This is a genomic window from Psychrobacter sp. ANT_H3 (genome assembly GCF_027919975.1).
Classification (GTDB): domain Bacteria; phylum Pseudomonadota; class Gammaproteobacteria; order Pseudomonadales; family Moraxellaceae; genus Psychrobacter; species Psychrobacter maritimus.
The window spans coordinates 573,840-591,118 of the sequence record NZ_JAQISM010000001.1 but is presented as its reverse complement, the minus strand read 5'-3'; the positions used below and the strand labels follow the sequence as shown (position 1 = coordinate 591,118).

General features: G+C 44.3%; 12 protein-coding genes and 1 pseudogene. 11 read left to right on the top strand and 2 right to left on the bottom strand.

The window, feature by feature from the left end; translation table 11 throughout:
• The first annotated feature begins 15 nt into the window (after positions 1-15).
• The 5 genes and pseudogenes from yejB (at position 16) to PG901_RS02285 (ending at position 6,758) form a co-directional block, all read left to right on the top strand.
• Entirely contained in the window at positions 16-1,083 is a 1,068-nt protein-coding gene (yejB, locus tag PG901_RS02305) for a microcin C ABC transporter permease YejB (protein ID WP_271133347.1), read from the top strand.
• Entirely contained in the window at positions 1,083-2,165 is a 1,083-nt protein-coding gene (locus tag PG901_RS02300; RefSeq protein WP_271133346.1) for an ABC transporter permease, read from the top strand. The genes yejB and PG901_RS02300 overlap by 1 nt, the downstream gene beginning before the upstream one ends.
• 16 nt (positions 2,166-2,181) lie before the next feature.
• Entirely contained in the window at positions 2,182-3,864 is a 1,683-nt protein-coding gene (locus tag PG901_RS02295) for an ABC transporter ATP-binding protein (protein WP_442966838.1), read from the top strand.
• 56 nt (positions 3,865-3,920) lie between these two features.
• A pseudogene (locus PG901_RS02290) lies at positions 3,921-5,135 on the top strand (low temperature requirement protein A).
• 312 nt (positions 5,136-5,447) lie between these two features.
• Positions 5,448-6,758 carry an iron-containing alcohol dehydrogenase gene (locus tag PG901_RS02285; protein WP_201564989.1) on the top strand — a complete coding sequence of 437 codons (1,311 nt, stop codon included), beginning with the start codon at positions 5,448-5,450 and terminating at the stop codon, positions 6,756-6,758.
• Positions 6,759-6,881: 123 nt separating this feature from the next.
• On the opposite strand, the gene folE is transcribed toward PG901_RS02285, so the two are convergent.
• The gene (gene folE, locus PG901_RS02280; RefSeq protein WP_271133344.1) at positions 6,882-7,478 is read right to left on the bottom strand and encodes a GTP cyclohydrolase I FolE; all 597 of its coding nucleotides are present in this window, start codon (positions 7,476-7,478) and stop codon (positions 6,882-6,884) included.
• Between the two features lie 352 nt (positions 7,479-7,830).
• Between folE and PG901_RS02275 the strand changes: the two genes are divergently transcribed.
• The gene (locus PG901_RS02275) at positions 7,831-8,637 is read left to right on the top strand and encodes an enoyl-ACP reductase FabI (protein ID WP_271133343.1); all 807 of its coding nucleotides are present in this window, start codon (positions 7,831-7,833) and stop codon (positions 8,635-8,637) included.
• Between the two features lie 109 nt (positions 8,638-8,746).
• Complete coding sequence (locus PG901_RS02270) at positions 8,747-9,445, top strand: YoaK family protein (protein WP_201620356.1); 699 nt, start codon at positions 8,747-8,749, stop codon at positions 9,443-9,445.
• A 53-nt stretch (positions 9,446-9,498) separates the two neighbouring features.
• Here the strand turns inward: PG901_RS02270 and PG901_RS02265 are convergent, their stop codons facing one another.
• The gene (locus PG901_RS02265) at positions 9,499-9,660 is read right to left on the bottom strand and encodes a hypothetical protein (RefSeq protein ID WP_201564991.1); all 162 of its coding nucleotides are present in this window, start codon (positions 9,658-9,660) and stop codon (positions 9,499-9,501) included.
• A 502-nt stretch (positions 9,661-10,162) separates the two neighbouring features.
• Between PG901_RS02265 and PG901_RS02260 the strand changes: the two genes are divergently transcribed.
• The 4 genes from PG901_RS02260 (at position 10,163) to hrpA (ending at position 17,223) form a co-directional block, all read left to right on the top strand.
• On the top strand, positions 10,163-11,587 hold the full coding sequence (locus PG901_RS02260; RefSeq protein ID WP_271133342.1) for an SLC13 family permease: 1,425 nt from the start codon (positions 10,163-10,165) through the stop codon (positions 11,585-11,587).
• 172 nt (positions 11,588-11,759) lie between these two features.
• A complete protein-coding gene (locus PG901_RS02255) occupies positions 11,760-12,350 on the top strand; it encodes a DUF1543 domain-containing protein (RefSeq protein ID WP_271133341.1) in 591 nt (196 codons plus the stop codon).
• A gap of 1 nt (position 12,351) precedes the next feature.
• Positions 12,352-12,669: a hypothetical protein gene (locus tag PG901_RS02250; RefSeq protein ID WP_271133340.1), complete on the top strand. Its 318-nt coding sequence runs from the start codon at positions 12,352-12,354 to the stop codon at positions 12,667-12,669.
• A 249-nt stretch (positions 12,670-12,918) separates the two neighbouring features.
• The gene (gene hrpA / locus PG901_RS02245) at positions 12,919-17,223 is read left to right on the top strand and encodes an ATP-dependent RNA helicase HrpA (protein WP_271133339.1); all 4,305 of its coding nucleotides are present in this window, start codon (positions 12,919-12,921) and stop codon (positions 17,221-17,223) included.
• The last annotated feature ends 56 nt before the right edge of the window (positions 17,224-17,279 follow it).

The following is a 17,279-nucleotide window of genomic DNA, read 5'->3' as shown; positions in this document are numbered from 1 at the left end:
TAGGAAGCCGCCATTATGGGTCGTTATATCTTAAAAAGGTTACTACTGATATTACCGACGCTATTTTTGATATTGCTGGCGAACTTTGTCATTGTACAAGCAGCGCCGGGCGGCCCTGTTGAGCAGCAACTGGCACTTATTGAGCAAAGCGCAAAGGACATTGCGCTCGGTGGTAATATCGGTGCGGGCAGTGCCGGTAATACTAGTACTTACCAAGGTACGCGCGGTCTATCGGAGGAGATGGTGGCGGCGATTAATGCGCAATATGGCTTTGACAAATCAGCACCTGAGCGTTTTTGGCTAATGCTAAAAAATTATGCCAAGCTGGATTTTGGTGAGTCGTTTTTTAAAGGTCAGTCAGTAACCGACCTCATTATAGAGAAGCTGCCCGTCTCCATCTCACTCGGGCTTTGGAGCACGTTGCTGATTTATATGATAGCGATTCCACTGGGTGTTTATAAAGCCATGCATCATGGCTCGGGGATTGATAAAGCCACGGCGATGCTGCTTGCTATCGGCCATGCGATTCCCGTTTTTGTATTTGCCGTCATACTATTGGTGTTTTTCGCTGGTGGCAGCTACTGGAATATTTTCCCATTGCAAGGATTAACCTCTGAGAATTTCGATCAATTAAGCACGCTTGGTAAAGTGAAAGATTACTTTTGGCATCTGGCGCTACCGCTCCTAGCAAGTACCGTTGGCGGTTTTGCCGGCTTAACCTATTTGACCAAGTTTAGCTTTTTAGAAGAGCTTGGTAAGCAATATGTCCTTACCGCGCGAGCCAAAGGCTTGGGTGAGCGGCAAGTGCTATATGGTCATGTGTTTCGTAATGCCATGCTGATTATTATCGCGGGTATTCCAGCGGCTATCGTTGGGATCTTCTTTGCCGGTAATTTTTTGATTGAGATTATCTTTAAACTTGATGGTTTGGGGCTGTTAGGTTTTGAAGCCATCCAACAGCGCGATTATCCGGTGATATTCGGTACGCTGTTTATCTTTACTTTGGTCGGATTGTTATTACAGTTAATCAGTGATTTAAGTTATCACTTAATTGATCCTCGTATTGATTTTGAGGGGCGCTAATGTCAAGTCATCCATTATCTTCAACGCCCTCAACTGCCTCTTCTATTGCCCTAGAAAAAAAACGCCGCCTAAATCCTATTTGGCAAGCACGCCTAAACCGTTTTCGTCATAATCGCCTTGGTGTCATATCGCTGTTTATTTTTGTGCTGATATTCGTCATTTGTATGGCAGCCAATGTCATTGCCAATGACAAACCGCTACTGGTGCAGTATCAAGACAATTATTATTTCCCCGTACTAAAAGCCTATCCTGAAACGACTTTTGGTGGAGTGTTTGAGACCGAAAGCAATTACAAAGACCCTGCGGTGCAAGCGCTGATTGATGAGCAGGGCTTTTATATTATGCCGCCCATTCCATTTGCCGATCAGACGCCAAACGTTGAGTTAGGTATTCCATACCCAGCCGCGCCGAATAGCCAGAACTGGCTTGGTACCGATGACTTAGGTCGCGATGTGCTGGCACGGATACTTTATGGGTTGCGGGTATCGTTATTGTTTGGACTGGCACTGACGCTCGCGGGCGCTTTGATTGGTATTATCGTCGGTGCGATACAAGGTTATTACGGTGGCTGGGTAGATTTAGCAGGGCAGCGCTTTATGGAAGTATGGGGCGGTATGCCGCAGCTGTTTATGATTATTATTTTGGTCAGCTTGTTTAGCCCTAGTATCTTTATGCTGTTTGCCATGATGTTGTTATTCGGCTGGATGGGGTTAGTCGGTTTGGTACGGGCGGAGTTTTTGCGGGCGCGTAACTTTGATTATGTCCGTGCTGCTCGTAACCTTGGGGTGTCAGACAGTCAAATCATGCTCAGGCATATCTTGCCTAATGCCTTAGCTTCAAGCTTGTCACAACTGCCGTTTATTTTAACGGCTAATATTATTGCTTTAACAGCTCTAGACTTTTTAGGGTATGGCTTGCCACCTGGTTCACCGTCGCTTGGTGAGCTGATGGTACAAGGGAAAAACAACCTCGATGCCCCATGGCTTGCGCTATCTGGATTCTTTAGCTTAACCTTTATCTTATCATTGCTAATCTTCGTTGGCGAAGCGCTACGTGATGCCTTTGATCCGAGGCGCTCGTGATATGACAACTGAGAATATGATAACCGCTAATATAACAACTGCTACTAAGCAAAAAAATTGTTTAAATGACAATCATAGCAATGCACAAAACAAGCTTATGCTGATAGTGGATAAGCTTAGTATTGCCAACACTCTTGGCGTGCCTTTAGTCGATAAGCTATCGTATGAGCTGCGGCAAGGACAAACACTTGCCATAGTTGGTGAGTCAGGATCTGGTAAGTCGATTGCCAGTCTTGCACTATTGGGTTTGTTACCGGACAGTTTGACCGTTACTGGCGATGTACAATTAGCAGATGTAACAGGAATGGTGACATTACCGGTAGCTAATAATAAGGCACGTAATGCGGCGCTGCGCTCTATTCGTGGTCAGCGTATCGGTATGGTATTTCAAGAGCCGATGACAGCGCTAAACCCACTACATACGGTCGGCAAACAAATTGCAGAATCATTGCATCTCAGCGGCGTAGCCAAAAAGCAATGGCGCGAAAAAAGTATCGCCTTGTTAAATGATGTCAATATCAGCGACCCTGCTGATAAGCTAAATCGCTATCCGCATGAATTATCGGGCGGTCAACGTCAGCGAGTCATGATTGCCATGGCATTGGCGCAGCAACCTGATATTTTAATCGCTGATGAACCGACTACTGCGCTTGATGTGACCTTGCAACATGAGATTCTTGAGCTGTTAGATAACCTTAAGTGTCAGCATAATATGGCAATGATATTAATCAGCCATGATCTCAATCTGGTCAGGCGCTATAGCGATGACGTCATCGTCATGCGCCAAGGACACACGATTGAGCAAGGGCAAACGGCAGCAGTATTTAGCCAGCCTAAAGCGGAATATACCCGCTCGCTTATCAAGCAAGACTTTGGTCAGGCGCTAAGCTTATTCGCTCATAGCAGTGAGCAACCAACCGTATTGCAGGTAAGTAATTTACAAGTACAATTTCCTATTGAAAAAAGTTTGTTTGGCGGTACCAAACGCTGGTTTGATGCGGTAAAAGATGTCGATATGACCCTACAGAAAGGGCAGGCATTAGGTATCGTTGGTGAGTCAGGTTCTGGGAAAACCACGATTGCCCTTGCGCTAAGCCAATTACTCAGCAATCAAGCGCGTGTCAGTGGTCAGATAATGGTCAATGGACAAGATATTACAGCATTGTCCAAACGTGATTTGCGCACCTTCCGCTCGCAAATTCAAATGGTATTTCAAGACCCCTTTGCCAGTATTAACCCGCGCATGACGGTTATGCAAATCGTCGAAGAAGGGCTGTTAGTACAAGGTGTTAATAAAGTAGAACGTCAGCAGGCGGTCATGGACAGTCTCGCTACTGTACATTTACCATTAGCGTTTGCGCAGCGATATCCGCATGAGCTATCAGGTGGACAGCGTCAGCGCGTGGCGCTTGCCCGTGCACTCATTATGCGACCAAGTCTGTTGATATTGGATGAGCCAACGTCTGCACTTGATAGCACCACGCAAGTCACTGTGGTCAGCTTGCTACGAGAGATTCAGGAAAAATTGCAAGTCAGCTATGTGTTTATCAGCCACGATTTAAAAGTAGTCCGTGCCTTATGTCAGCATATGATAGTGATAAAAGACGGCGTGTGTATTGAGTCGGGTCGTAGTGAAGATGTGTTTAATAACCCAAAGCACCCGTATGCGCAGCAATTATTGCAGGCGAGTGTGATATAGACTAAGTAGGTTAGACTGAATAACTATACGAATTTAGAGAAATTGGAACTCACTACATGATAAGTAGGCTCAAAATAAAACCCATCCATGCTCGAGATACCAGCGAGCCAAACAGGCCATCAACCACGCTTGAGCTGTTGCTTGATCTAGTCTATGTGATTGCTGTCGCAGCCGCGGCACATGGGTTTTATAGTCGTTTAAGTGAGCATGACCTGTCAGGGTTTTTGACTTTTATCGTGGCGTTTTTTATTCTGTGGAATGCATGGACCAGCTTTACTTGGTTTGCGTCAGGATATGACCCTGATGATTGGTTTTATCGCATCTCAGTGATGTTTCAGATGTTTGGTTCCCTGATGATAGCGGCCAATATCCATCAGTTTTATTAGCAAGGGCTGACATGGATTGGGGTGACTGGCTATGCGATTATGCGGCTGGCGAGTTGTAGTCAGTGGTGGCGCGTCTATCGACAAGTACCGGGTCACCAAAAAGTCGCTTGGCGCAGTATCGTCGGCCTGTTGACCCTGCAAGCCCTTTGGATCAGTTGGCTGTTTTTACCCGCATCATTACAAACGCCCGCATTGTTTCTGTTTATCGCAGCAGAGCTACTCATGCCAGTATGGGCAAGATCAGAGCAGTTTAATAATTGGCATCCGGCACATATTGCCGAGCGTTATGGGCTATTGACCATCATTGTATTGGGCGAGGGCGTGGTAGGGGTTAGCAATACGATTCAATACTTTTTGACCAACTCTTCTTCCGCCGCCAGCTCTATTATGTTTTTAGGCTCAAGCTTAGTCGCCTTGGTGTTTTCTTTATGGTGGCTATATTTCATCGTTCCTTTCGATACCATTTTAAATAAAGAACGCCGACGCCATGATTTGTTTTTATTTGGCTATGGTCATTTTTTTATCTTTGCCTCAATCGCAGGGTTAGGCAGTATGCTGAACTTGGTCACTGAGTCTGTCGCCGCGGATACTAGTGCTCCTGGCTATCAAATTATCTCCCAGCCTTACGCAATGGGCATGTTAATGGGTATGCTGAGTGTGTTTTTATTAACGCTCACGATACTGCGCGAATTAATGTGCCGTAAATCGAGTCATAATGTTATTGCGATGCTTATTGCATTGATCATTATTGGGCTGAGCTATATGGCGGTCGTACAAGGACTGCCAATTACTTATGGTATTTGGCTCAGCATCTTGGCGCCTGTGGTGATGATTTGGTATTTTAATCAAGATAATAAGCAGTGGCTAGTCAAAGAAGCGGATTAATAGGACATGGCTAAGCTTATAGTGATTATCAATTGACTGCTTAATAAGTAACAGTATAAGCAACGACATAAGCAACGACGTGGCGCTAAATAATCAGAACATCGCAGTTCATAATAATCGTAACATCCTAAAAATGGCGGTGGTACAATAAGTTTAAACAGTAGTTTGCTTTATGTAGACACTGATGCAGTACCTTTATTCACAGTACTTTTATTTTGACAGCATTTTTTTATTCTGACAGCGGTGATGATTCGCTGATTCAAGTTGTCGTTATTGCTAGTATTAGCATCATTAAAAAGGATTTTTATACCCATGAAAAAACAAAATACTATTTCTAAATTGGTAAACAGTACGGGCTTACAACACGCTGGTTATTTGGCGGTTGCCAAGACGCGTGCCAAAGTGCTAAAAGCCTTTGCGTACGTTGTCCCTATCAGAAGACCTATGTTATTCGTCGGTGAGACCTCTTGTGAGGATTTGTGCGACATGCTCATCAATGAAGGCAATACCAATGTCTTTATCGTCACAGATGCGGTATTAAACAAGCTTGGTATTCCTGCCAAAGTCACGGACTACCTAGATAGCAAAAATATCAGCTATAAAGTCTATGACGGCATTACCCCAGATCCTACTTTTAAAGTCGTCGAAGAAGGCCTACGCAAGTCTGTCGACGCTAAGTGCGACTCAATTATTGCTATTGGTGGTGGTTCGGTTATTGATGCGGCTAAAATGATTGCCATGTCACAAGGCAATAACTGCAAGCCAAAACAGCTTATCGGTATCTTGAAAGCTAGAAAGCCTTCGGTTCCGCTTTATTGTATTCCGACCACAGCTGGTACGGGTTCAGAAGCCACTTTGGGTGCGGTAGTATCAGATGATAAAACCCATCAAAAAGCTCTGTCTATCGACCCAAGAATGGTGCCATTAGCCGCAGCTATCGATCCGGTTATTATGAAAGGCATGCCGGCGCATATCACAGCCGATACGGGTATTGATGTCTTAACGCATGCCTTAGAAGCTTGGATGAGTGCCAATGCCAGCGTCGAGACCGACTACTATGCGGCGTCTGCAGTTAAATCTGTGATGCAAAACTTACCCCTAGTTTATAAAGATGGCGGCAATCTTAAAGCCCGTGAAGAGATGGGTATCGCCGCTCATTATGGCGGTATCGCCTTTAATAAAGCCGGTCTTGGCTACGTCCATGCCATCGCTCACCAGTTAGGAGCGCATTATAGTATTCCTCATGGTCGCGCCAATGCCATCGTGCTGCCGTATGTGCTTGACGTCAATCGTAAAGGCAGCAAGAAAAGACTGGCAGAGTTGGCTCGTAAAACCGGTATGGTAAAATCGGGTCAAGCTAACAAGAGCGATAGCGACATTGCCGATCATCTCATCGCGCAAGTACGCGAATTGATTGCCACTTTACATATCGATCCAACCGTTAAAGGCATGCAAAGCAGTGATTTTGATAACATTGCCAAAGCCGCGGCTAAAGAAGTCAGCGATACTTATGCGGTACCGACTTATCTGTCTGCAGCTGAAATCAAGGCTATTTTAACTAAGATTCAGCAAGCCAGTGATGAGCACGCAAGTCGTGACTCAAAAAATGATAAGGTGGCTTAATAGCTCTCATTAACAATCTCTAATTAACAACCTTTATAAATAAAAAAGAGCATATTGCTGATATGGCAATATGCTCTTTTTTTGACTTTTATTTCTGTCGCTGGTTTTTATCTTGATTGATATTTAAAAAGCAGGTTTCCGCTTTGGCACCGCATCTAAAAATTCATTACGTGCTTGATTGTCGTGTACGTATTCGCCCAGCATCGCTGTACTGCGCGTGGTTGAATGCTGTTTATTCACGCCGCGCATCATCATGCACATGTGCGCTGCATCCATGACTACTGCCACACCGCGGCAACCCGTCACATCCATAATCGTTTGTGCCACTTGTTCGCTTAAATTCTCTTGAATTTGCAAACGACGGGCAAACATATCGACGATACGAGCGAATTTTGACAGCCCTAATACGTGACCATTCGGCAAGTAGCCGATGTGCGCGACGCCATGAAACGGCAACATATGATGCTCACATAATGAATAAAATTCAATGTTTTGCACCAAGACCAATTCACGATTGGTCGATGGGAATACCGCGCCATTGACGACTTCATCCAAGCTTTGATGATAACCCTTAGTCAAATGCGCAAACGCTTTTGCTGCACGCGTTGGGGTGTCTTGCAAGCCGGGACGCTCTAAGTTTTCGCCAGTTGAGGTGATTAGCTGACGATAAGATTCGACACTTTCTTGAAAATCTGATGCTAGTGTTGGGGTATTGCTCATAAGTTTGGCAGCCATCCAAAATGTGGGTGTAGCTTAACGCTAAATCCTTGGTTACAAACAACGGTTGTAACGGATTTTTATAAAAATTGTGCAAGCTGGGAGGGCTGTGATTATACTTGAAATCCACTCAACTTCATACTGCTGTGGTCAGTAGATAATCGTTTTATCCATATTAGATGGTACTATTAAAAGAGAAGGGTGTTCATACAGTGTAAGTAAATACAGTATACGAGTGTTTACTTAAATTAATTCGTGTATAATAAGTCATCTTTTAACTTGTGCTTTTACTCGCTATTTGTGCGCGAGCTATTAAAAATAATCTATCATTTCAATCGATTTACAGGGAAATATTATGCTACTACAAGGACAACGCTTTGTCATCACTGGCATCGCAAGCAAGCTTTCTATCGCTTGGGCAATCGCTGAAGCCCTACATCGTGAAGGCGCATCGTTAATTCTCACTTATCCAAACGATAAAATTAAAAAACGGGTCGATATGGCCGCAGAAGCCTTTGAAGCTGACTTGGTACTTGAGTGTGATGTGGCATCGGATGAGTCGATTGCGGCATGTTTTGAGCAAGTGACCGCGCATTGGGGCGATGGTATTGATGGCGTGGTACACGCGATTGGCTTTGCACCGATGGATCAATTGGATGGTGATTTTGTCAATGCCACCACTCGTGAAGGCAGCCAAATTGCCCATGATATCTCAAGCTATAGCTTTGTAGCATTGGCCAAAGAAGCGCGTGCTTTGTTGGCCATGCGCCATGGTTCTATGCTGACCTTGACTTATGAAGGTAGTATTTCAGTATTGCCAAATTACAACGTTATGGGCATGGCAAAGGCCAGTTTAGAGGCCAGCGTTCGCTACCTTGCCACTTCGATGGGCGGTGAAGGTATCCGTGTGAACGCCATTTCTGCTGGCCCTATCCGTACCCTTGCGGCAAGCGGCATCAAATCGTTCCGTAAAATGCTTGATATCAGTGAAAAAATCGCTCCGCTACAGCGTAATATTACTCAGACTGAAGTCGGTAATGCGGCGCTTTTCTTGTTATCACCTTGGGCATCTGGTATCACCGGTGAGATTATGTTTGTGGACGCAGGTTTTAATACCGTTGCCATCAGTGAGCAATTAATGATGCTTGATGAGACAAAATAATTGTTTTAATTAAGGGTAATATGAGTTAAGACTTAAGGAAGGCAGCCAATTGGCTGTCTTTTTTGGTTATAATAGGGGCTTTTTGGTAATAAGCCATAAAGCGACGAATATGATAACCAAATTACCAGGATGGATATTGTGGGGCGGCGCTGTGCTGGCATTCAGTGCAGGCTGCGTCAATACAGCCGCATTAATGGGCTTTACTAATTTATCTGTCTCGCATGTGACGGGTAACGTTAGCTTATTTTCAGCCGCGATTGCCCATTTAGACGGCCGCAGTATTTTATATATCGGTGCGCTACTGCTGTCTTTTTTGGCAGGGGCGATATTGAGCGGCTATGTGATTGGTCAACGGTCATTAAAATTAGGTCGGCGTTACGGCACGGCGCTTTATATTGAAGCGGCGTTGTTATTAATGAGCTACTGGTTATATCAGCAGCATGATTATTTAGGGCAGTTGGCGGCGGCAATGGCATGCGGGTTGCAGAATGCGATGGTCGCCACTTATAGCGGGGCTGTTATTCGCACCACGCATTTGACCGGTCTAACCTCTGATATGGGCGCTGCAATCGGCAATTGGTTGGCTGGTCGTCGTATCAGTAAGCCGACACTGGGCTTTCAGGCAATTATTTGGTACAGCTTTAGCGGTGGCGGAGCGGTCGGGGCATTTTTATATGCCAAAGTCGGCTATGGGGCGTTATTTGTCCCTATCACCATTGTTTTGTGCGCGGCATTTATTTATAACTATGTGTCAGATCGTCTGCCAGAAAAAAGACAGCCAAGACGCAAAAAGCACCCATCTACTTGATGGGCGCTTTTATTTTAATGTTATTACTTACATAAGATTAATTATTAGATAAATTATTTCTCGTCTTCTTCATGATTTTCATGTTCATGCAAACCTTGCATCATATCCAGTGCAGAGTCATCAGTGCGCTGTTGGTCTTTTTTGGCCAAGCCATCTTGGTTGATGTCTTTTGGTGCCATTTTAGTGGTCGAGTCGGTTTTATTTGAGTCTGTCATAAAGTACTCCTAATTATTTTTATCAACTTCCAATAAAAAACGTTATAAGAATTTAATAAGTAACGTTTATTGGTGTTTGGTTTTATAGCGACTCATTTAGTATGAGATAGCAGCATGTGCTTGTACATATACAGTGTACGCTTGTTTAGTGATGATGTGTAACGGCACCTAACAAGGATTACTACTTGATAAGGCTAATTAGCTATAGGGGTTTAAAAGGAATATAGCTAACGAGGAAATTTATCTTGGCAACGTATTGTTTAAGGTGCATTCATTTTAGTTCATTAGAAGTCACAATGCATTAAAGTCAATTTTTTACCTTTAATATAACCATATCTATTGCAAATTTAATAACCGCTTTGTTCCATCAGTTTTTTGTTATATATCTGTTATGATGTCGGCGTCTTTTTAGTGGTTGCCGATGATTAAATGGCAAATCGCTAAAATGCATCTTTATTATTAGCGTCTTTTTACACCGTCTTTGGGAAAATAAGGACATTTTATGTCAGAGCAAAAACTAGATAGCCATCTTCCGGATGATGGCAACGAGTACTTATTTACCGATACCTTTCCAAAGGGTACCGGTAAAGGACTGATAGTGGTCGCTATTGCGGCGGTTATCAGTGTGATTATTTATAATGTGTTGCCGTACGATATAAGTGCAAATAAAGGCCTCGCGATGTTGTTCTTTATCGGCGTGTTATGGTTGACGGAAGCGGTGCATGTGACCATTACGGCGATATTGGTCGTGGTCATAGGGGCACTTATTGGGTTGCCTGACTTCGATGCTGCAATCGGCTTACAGAGCTTTGCCAACCCAATCATTTATTTGTTCTTTGGTGGTTTTGCTTTGGCTGCGGCACTACACGTGCAGCAACTGGATAAAAAAATCGCGCTAAAGATTTTATCGATGTCAGGTGGCAATCTGAGAAACGCGGTATTCTTAATATTTGGGGTGACAGCGTTTTTATCGATGTGGATATCGAACACGGCTACTGCAGCGATGATGCTGCCATTAGCACTGGGTATTTTAACGCAGGTTGATCGCGAAAAAGACCGTGGTACCTTTGTATTCGTGCTATTAGGTATCGCTTATTCTGCTAGCCTTGGTGGTTTGGGTACGATTGTTGGTTCACCGCCAAACGCTATCGCGGCAAAGGCGCTCAACATTGCCTTTGTGGACTGGATGAAGTTTGGTATTCCAATGATGTTAGTGCTGTTGCCATTATTGCTTGGTGCGATGTATTTATTTCTCAAGCCCAATCTTAATCGTCAGGTCACGCTTAACGAAGATGATGAGGCTATTGCATGGAATAAGCCACGTGTGCTGACGATTATCGTCTTTATCGTGACGGCACTCAGCTGGATACTTTCTAAGCAAATCGGTGCAGCACTGAATGTCGAAGATATTGATTCTATTGTCGCTCTATTAGCGGCATCAGCAGTGGTTAGCTTGGGTTTAGTGTCATGGAAGCAAGTGTCTGACAATACTGACTGGGGCGTACTCATGCTGTTCGGTGGTGGTATTGCACTTTCAACCGTTCTAAAAGTCTCAGGAGCATCCCTGGTTCTTGGTCAAACCGTTGCCAATGGACTATCAGCTGCACCGCTTATCGTAGTCGTACTTGCAGTCTCGGCATTTATTATCTTCTTAACAGAGTTTGCCTCTAATACCGCATCTGCGGCCTTGTTAGTGCCTGTCTTTGCTGCTATTGCTGAGCAAATGGGTCTGCCACCTGCAGTACTAGTAATGATTATCGGTATCGGTGCTTCTTGTGCCTTTATGCTCCCTGTTGCGACTCCGCCAAACGCCATTGTCTTTGGTACGGGTCTGATTAAGCAAACAGAGATGATACGTGTGGGTGTCATACTCAATATCATTGCTACCTTTGTCGTCGGACTGTGGGCTTATTTCTTCTTAATATAACCTCGCAATCAAGTTCATCATAACTCCTAAAACCCGATGTTTAAGCGCTTAAACATTGGGTTTTTTTATTTCTTTTTATTTGCAATGTCTATATAACTAGAGCGTATTATCGTTTTAAAGCGAGGACATGCTCTAACCATAAGTTTTATATATCTAATAAGGACTACATAAAATGCTAACACTGTTTATGGTGCAACTTGGTGGTCGCCCCAAAGGTCGTTTGATTGAGCAGCACGATATATTTTTTGGCGTGGCCAATGAAGTCAGCGAGTTGATAGACGATATCAATCAGCATTGGCCTGAAGTCAGAAATAAATGGCATATTGATTCGTACCGAGCGATTAGCAAAGTCGATAATTATGCGATTAAATTGGTCGAATCAAGCAGCCAAGTAGAGTGTGGCAGCGACTTAAAGTTATTCTTTATCAATTTAGGTGGTTATCAGCGCGGCAGTTTTGAGGAGCTTCATCACAAGCTACTTATCGTTGCTGCTACTCAAGCGGACGCCATTAAGCAAGCAAAGCAGAGCGAGTTTTATAAAGCGTTTACTTATAAAGATAAAGGCTCACCTTTCAACGCAGCCTCGCATATCGATGATAAGTTTGAGGTAGATATCGATAATATTTATAACGTCAATGACCTTATCTCAAACGTTCGGCTGTTAATTGAGCCTATGGCTAATGATAGTCATAAGCTTGTGAATGCTGATGATAAAGAGTACGTTGGTTATCTGAGTATCAAGAATTTAAGGAAGTTAGCATAATATGGCTTTAAATATGTATTTTAAAAACGGCATCATTCGCAAAACGCGTTGCCAGATACCTGATGAGTTATTGACCACGCTTTATCAGGTTCATAATAATGCCAATTTTCCACAATTGACGTGGTTAATTGATAATCTTTATGAAAATCCGCAGATTCAGCCTGACGTCGCTAAGTCATTAGCCGATGAGGTGGTCGTGTTTGAGAGATTAATACTTTCGTTGCACCTGCCTTTTCCTATGGTGCCACTGCAAAAGCTCCATACCTTCTTTACGGGAGCTGTGACTAGTCGACAGCTCATTCATACCAGTAACGCTTAATTTTACTCTTTAGGCCGTTTTCATTAGTTTTAGGGCGTGCTTGATGGCTTAACCATGGGCATGAAAAGAGCTATTACATTATCAATGCCATCAAAGCTAGGGCTCTCAAAACTGATAAAAGATTTCAATGTGTCAACCAAGCACTATAACTATCTTGAATCATGCCCAAATTACCCCCATAATCTAACCACTTCCAAATAATAAATAGCCTAAGTAAATATGCACAATACTTCTAAAAATGTCTCAGAAATGCCTACTGAAAACACCGCCAGTGAACTAAGCTCCAATGAACGAAACGCCAGTGCCCTTAGCCCCAATCAGCCAAGCAATGAATCAAGTAAAGCTGTTAACCCAAATAATGATGACTCAAATATCACGGCAAACAGTGATAATGCGTCTTCGCACGCTAAAGTTGCCGCTGATTTACCCGTGCTGGCAAAAGACAGCTATTTTCTCAGTCGCTTAGAGCGTGAGCTGGCGCGAGCTGCTGTGTCTAACAATAAGAGAGACAAGAAGGATTCTGATAATAAAGCAGAAGATGGGCTAGCTAAAAAACGCGCCCAATATGACAAGATAAAAACCCGCTCACAGCAAGCGGTGCAGGCACGTATGGATAGCATTCCAGACAAATTGGCAGAAAAACTGAGTCTTGATTTGCCTGTGAGTCAACGTGCTGATGATTTAATCCAAGCTATTATTGATAACCAAGTGATTATTGTCGCAGGCGAGACGGGCTCTGGTAAGACGACGCAATTGCCGAAATTGGCGATGTTGGCAGGTCGCGGTATTACGGGGCAAATAGGGCATACACAACCAAGACGACTGGCTGCTAGAAGTGTGGCAAACCGTATCGCTGAAGAATTGGGCGAGCAGCTCGGTAATACGGTCAGCTTTAAGATTCGCTTTAATGAACAAGGCACAGCGCAATCTGTCGTGAAGCTCATGACTGATGGTATCTTACTGGCTGAATTGGGGCATGACCGGTTTTTGAGTAAGTACGACACCATTATTATTGATGAGGCGCATGAGCGTAGCTTAAACATTGACTTTATTATGGGTTACCTAAAAAAACTATTACCCAAGCGCCCTGATTTAAAAGTCATCATTACCTCTGCAACCCTCGATACCAAGCGCTTTAGTGAATACTTTAGTCGTTATGATGATAAGCTCAAGCGTAACGTGCCTGCGCCGATTTTTAATGTCGAAGGTCGTAGTTTTCCTGTTGAAGTTCGTTATCGTCCGTTGACAGATGAGCCAGTAAACAGCTCGGATGATGACAGCTATGATGATTTTGAAGAGAATCTGCCACGTGCGGTCGTTGCCGCAGTGGAAGAATGCTTTAGTGATGCACAAAATAAAGGTCATGCTGATCAAGCAGATATCTTGATATTTGCCGCCACTGAAGCAGAAATTCGTGAGCTCCAAGAGGTGCTTGAGCGTCATGGACCCAAGCACACCGAAGTATTGCCACTATTTGCACGGCAGACCTATGAAGAGCAGCAACGTATCTTTCAGCCCTCAGGTCGCGGTCGGCGTATCGTCATTGCGACCAACGTTGCCGAGACTGCGCTGACCGTACCCGGCATTCGCTATGTTATTGACTTAGGATTTGCGCGGATATCACGCTATTCGTATCGCTCACGCGTACAGCGTTTACCGATCGAAGCCATCTCACAAGCAGCAGCCAATCAGCGTAAAGGGCGTTGTGGTCGTGTTGCGCCGGGTGTTTGTATCCGTCTTTATAGTGAAGAGGACTTTACCGGTCGTCCAGAATTTACGGAACCTGAAATTTTACGTACCAATCTTGCATCCGTTATTTTACAGATGGCCAATCTGCGCTTAGGTAGTGTTGATGATTTTGCCTTTATCGAGCCACCCGATAGCCGCTTAGTTACTGATGGGCATAAGCTGCTCGATGAATTGGGCGCGATTACCTCTAAAAATGAAGCCTCTTCTGCTAAGCAAACCAACAAGCCCAAAAAAGGTCTCGATCATCTGGTTCTGACACCGACTGGGCAAAAAATGGCACGTATGCCAATCGACCCAAGGCTGGCACGTATGTTGGTTGCTGGTTCTGACTTTGATTGTATCCGTGAAATGCTCATTGTCGTTGCGGCGCTTGCCGTACAAGATCCGCGCGAGCGCCCAGTAAATAAGCGTCAGCAAGCCGATCAAAAGCACGCGGAATTTCGTCAAGATGACTCTGACTTTTTATTCTATTTAAGTCTCTGGAAAGCGCTTTTTGAAAAAGACGAAGACGGCAATAAGCTGTCTGGTAATCAGCGTAAGAATTTTACCAAGAAAAACTATCTGAGCTTCCCGCGTGTCCGTGAATGGAGCCAAACCCATCGCCAGCTGGTACAAATGGTCACTGAGCTAAAGCTGACTGATGTGAAAGATGCAGATAAAGGTAGTGCTAAAAATGCTTCGTTAGAGAGTGTTACGAGTGACCCTACTGCGATTGAAGATGAAGAACTCAAAGCCGTTAAATATGCCAATTTACATCGCGCATTGTTAACAGGTTTGTTATCTACGATTGCGCATAAAACTGAAAATCGCGGTGAGTATCTTGCTGCGCGCCAGCAAAAAGCCAAAATCTTCCCAGCCAGTACGGTGTTTAAACAAGTACCGCCTTGGGTCATGGCTTTTGAAGTGGTTGAAACCTCGCAAGTCTTTATGCGTACTGTTGCCAAAATTGAGCCGGAATGGATTATCTCGGCGGCAGGTGACTTATTAAAATATCACTACTTTGAGCCGCATTGGTCGAAGAAGACGGGGCGTGTCAAAGCCTATGCGCAAATTAGTTTATTTGGTCTGATTATTATCAGTAAGCAGCTGACCAACTATGAGCAAGTCAACTTAGCTGAGTCGCGGGAAATCTTTATCCGTGATGGTTTGGTGACTGGTAGTTTAGGTCGGCAAGCGCCGTTTTTACAGCATAATATGGATAAAATCGCTGATATTGAACGCATTGAAGACAAATTGCGTCGCCGTGATTTATTGGTTGATGAAGAAGCGCTGTATCAGTTTTATGATAAAAAAATCCCCGAACATATTGCCAGCCGCAAAGCGTTTGAGGATTGGCGTGCCGAGGTAGAGAAAAATGATGCGAAGCATTTATTTTTTACCGATGATGACGTGCTTAATAGCCAAGCGCCAACGACAGGCGATTTCCCAGAAGTGTGGAAATTGGGTGATTTAAAATTACCGCTACGCTATGTCTTTGATCCGTCAAGCGATGATGATGGCGTGACCATTCGTGTGCCACTGGTGGCGCTACCGCAGCTCGATGCGATTGAGCTATTGTGGGGCGTGCCCGGTTGGCGCTATGAGCTGGTATTACAATTGCTCAAGTCATTGCCCAAAGACATTCGCCGTCAAATTGTACCGATTCCTGACACGGCCGATAGCTTGTTCGATGAATTGCAGCCCGCTGGTGGTCAAGGACTGCTTAAGCAGCTTTGCCAAGCCCTAAATCGTCGCGGCATTATGTCGGTGACACCAGATAGCTTTAACCCTGCTAGTATTGATCGCTATTTGCAGCCGCAAATCTGCGTGGTTGATGACAAAAATCGCATTATTGAAAAAGGTCGCGACCTACAAACGCTACAAATTCGCCATGCTAGTGAAACCCGCCAAGCGGTGAATGAGCAGCAAGGCACGCACACCGAATTCCCTGAGCATTTTGCCTTTAGCAAAAACCATCATAGTGCAGGCGTGGTGATGAAGCAGTTTGCTGCCTTGGTCGCAGACGCGTCAGGTGAAGCGGTATCGATTCATCAATATACCGATGTCAATGCGGCGTTGCAGGCGCACCGTATCGGGGTTTTAACTTTAATTAAAGGTAAGCTTGGCGCGAAGAAAAAACAGCTGACCAGTCAAATCGATAAGATATTCAAATTGGCCTTTGCGCCACTTGGGGATATGGAGAAGCTAAAAACCATCGTTATCGATGCGGCATTGGATGCAGCGCTTGAAGAGCATTATGTGTTATTTGATCATAGTGCTGATTTACCTGAAAGTGCCGATGATACTGCCGTAGCCCTTGCTGAAGAATTACCTTTCACGCCAGAAGAGTATGAAAAAACCTTGGAAGTAGTGGCGGGCAACTTCCTATTAACCGGTCAAAATGTGATAAAAACGCTTAAAAATGTCTATATCCGTTGGCAGCGTATCCGTCAGAGTTTACTCATGCTTGATAGAGAGATATTTGGCGAGTCTATCGAAGATATCGAAGATCAGCTAGAAGATTTGCAATTGGCTGACTTTGTTTATCGCATGGATTATAGCCATTGGCAGCAGTATCCACGCTATCTGGAGGCGCTGGAGATTCGTATCGAACGCCTTGAGCATAATATTGAATCCGACCTTGAAGGTGTCTATGCTCTTGATGTGCACATGGAGCGGCTAGCAAATCGTGCCAACGATAAAGCCATCAGTGAGTATCGCTGGATGGTTGAGGAATATCGCATTCAGCTCTTCGCGCAACCGATGAAAACCCGCATGGCGGTATCACCGAAGCGTCTAAGCAAGATATGGGATAAGATGAGTTAAGGCTCGATTTGAGCTTTAAAAGTTGTTAATTGACAACCTATGACAATTATCTTGTA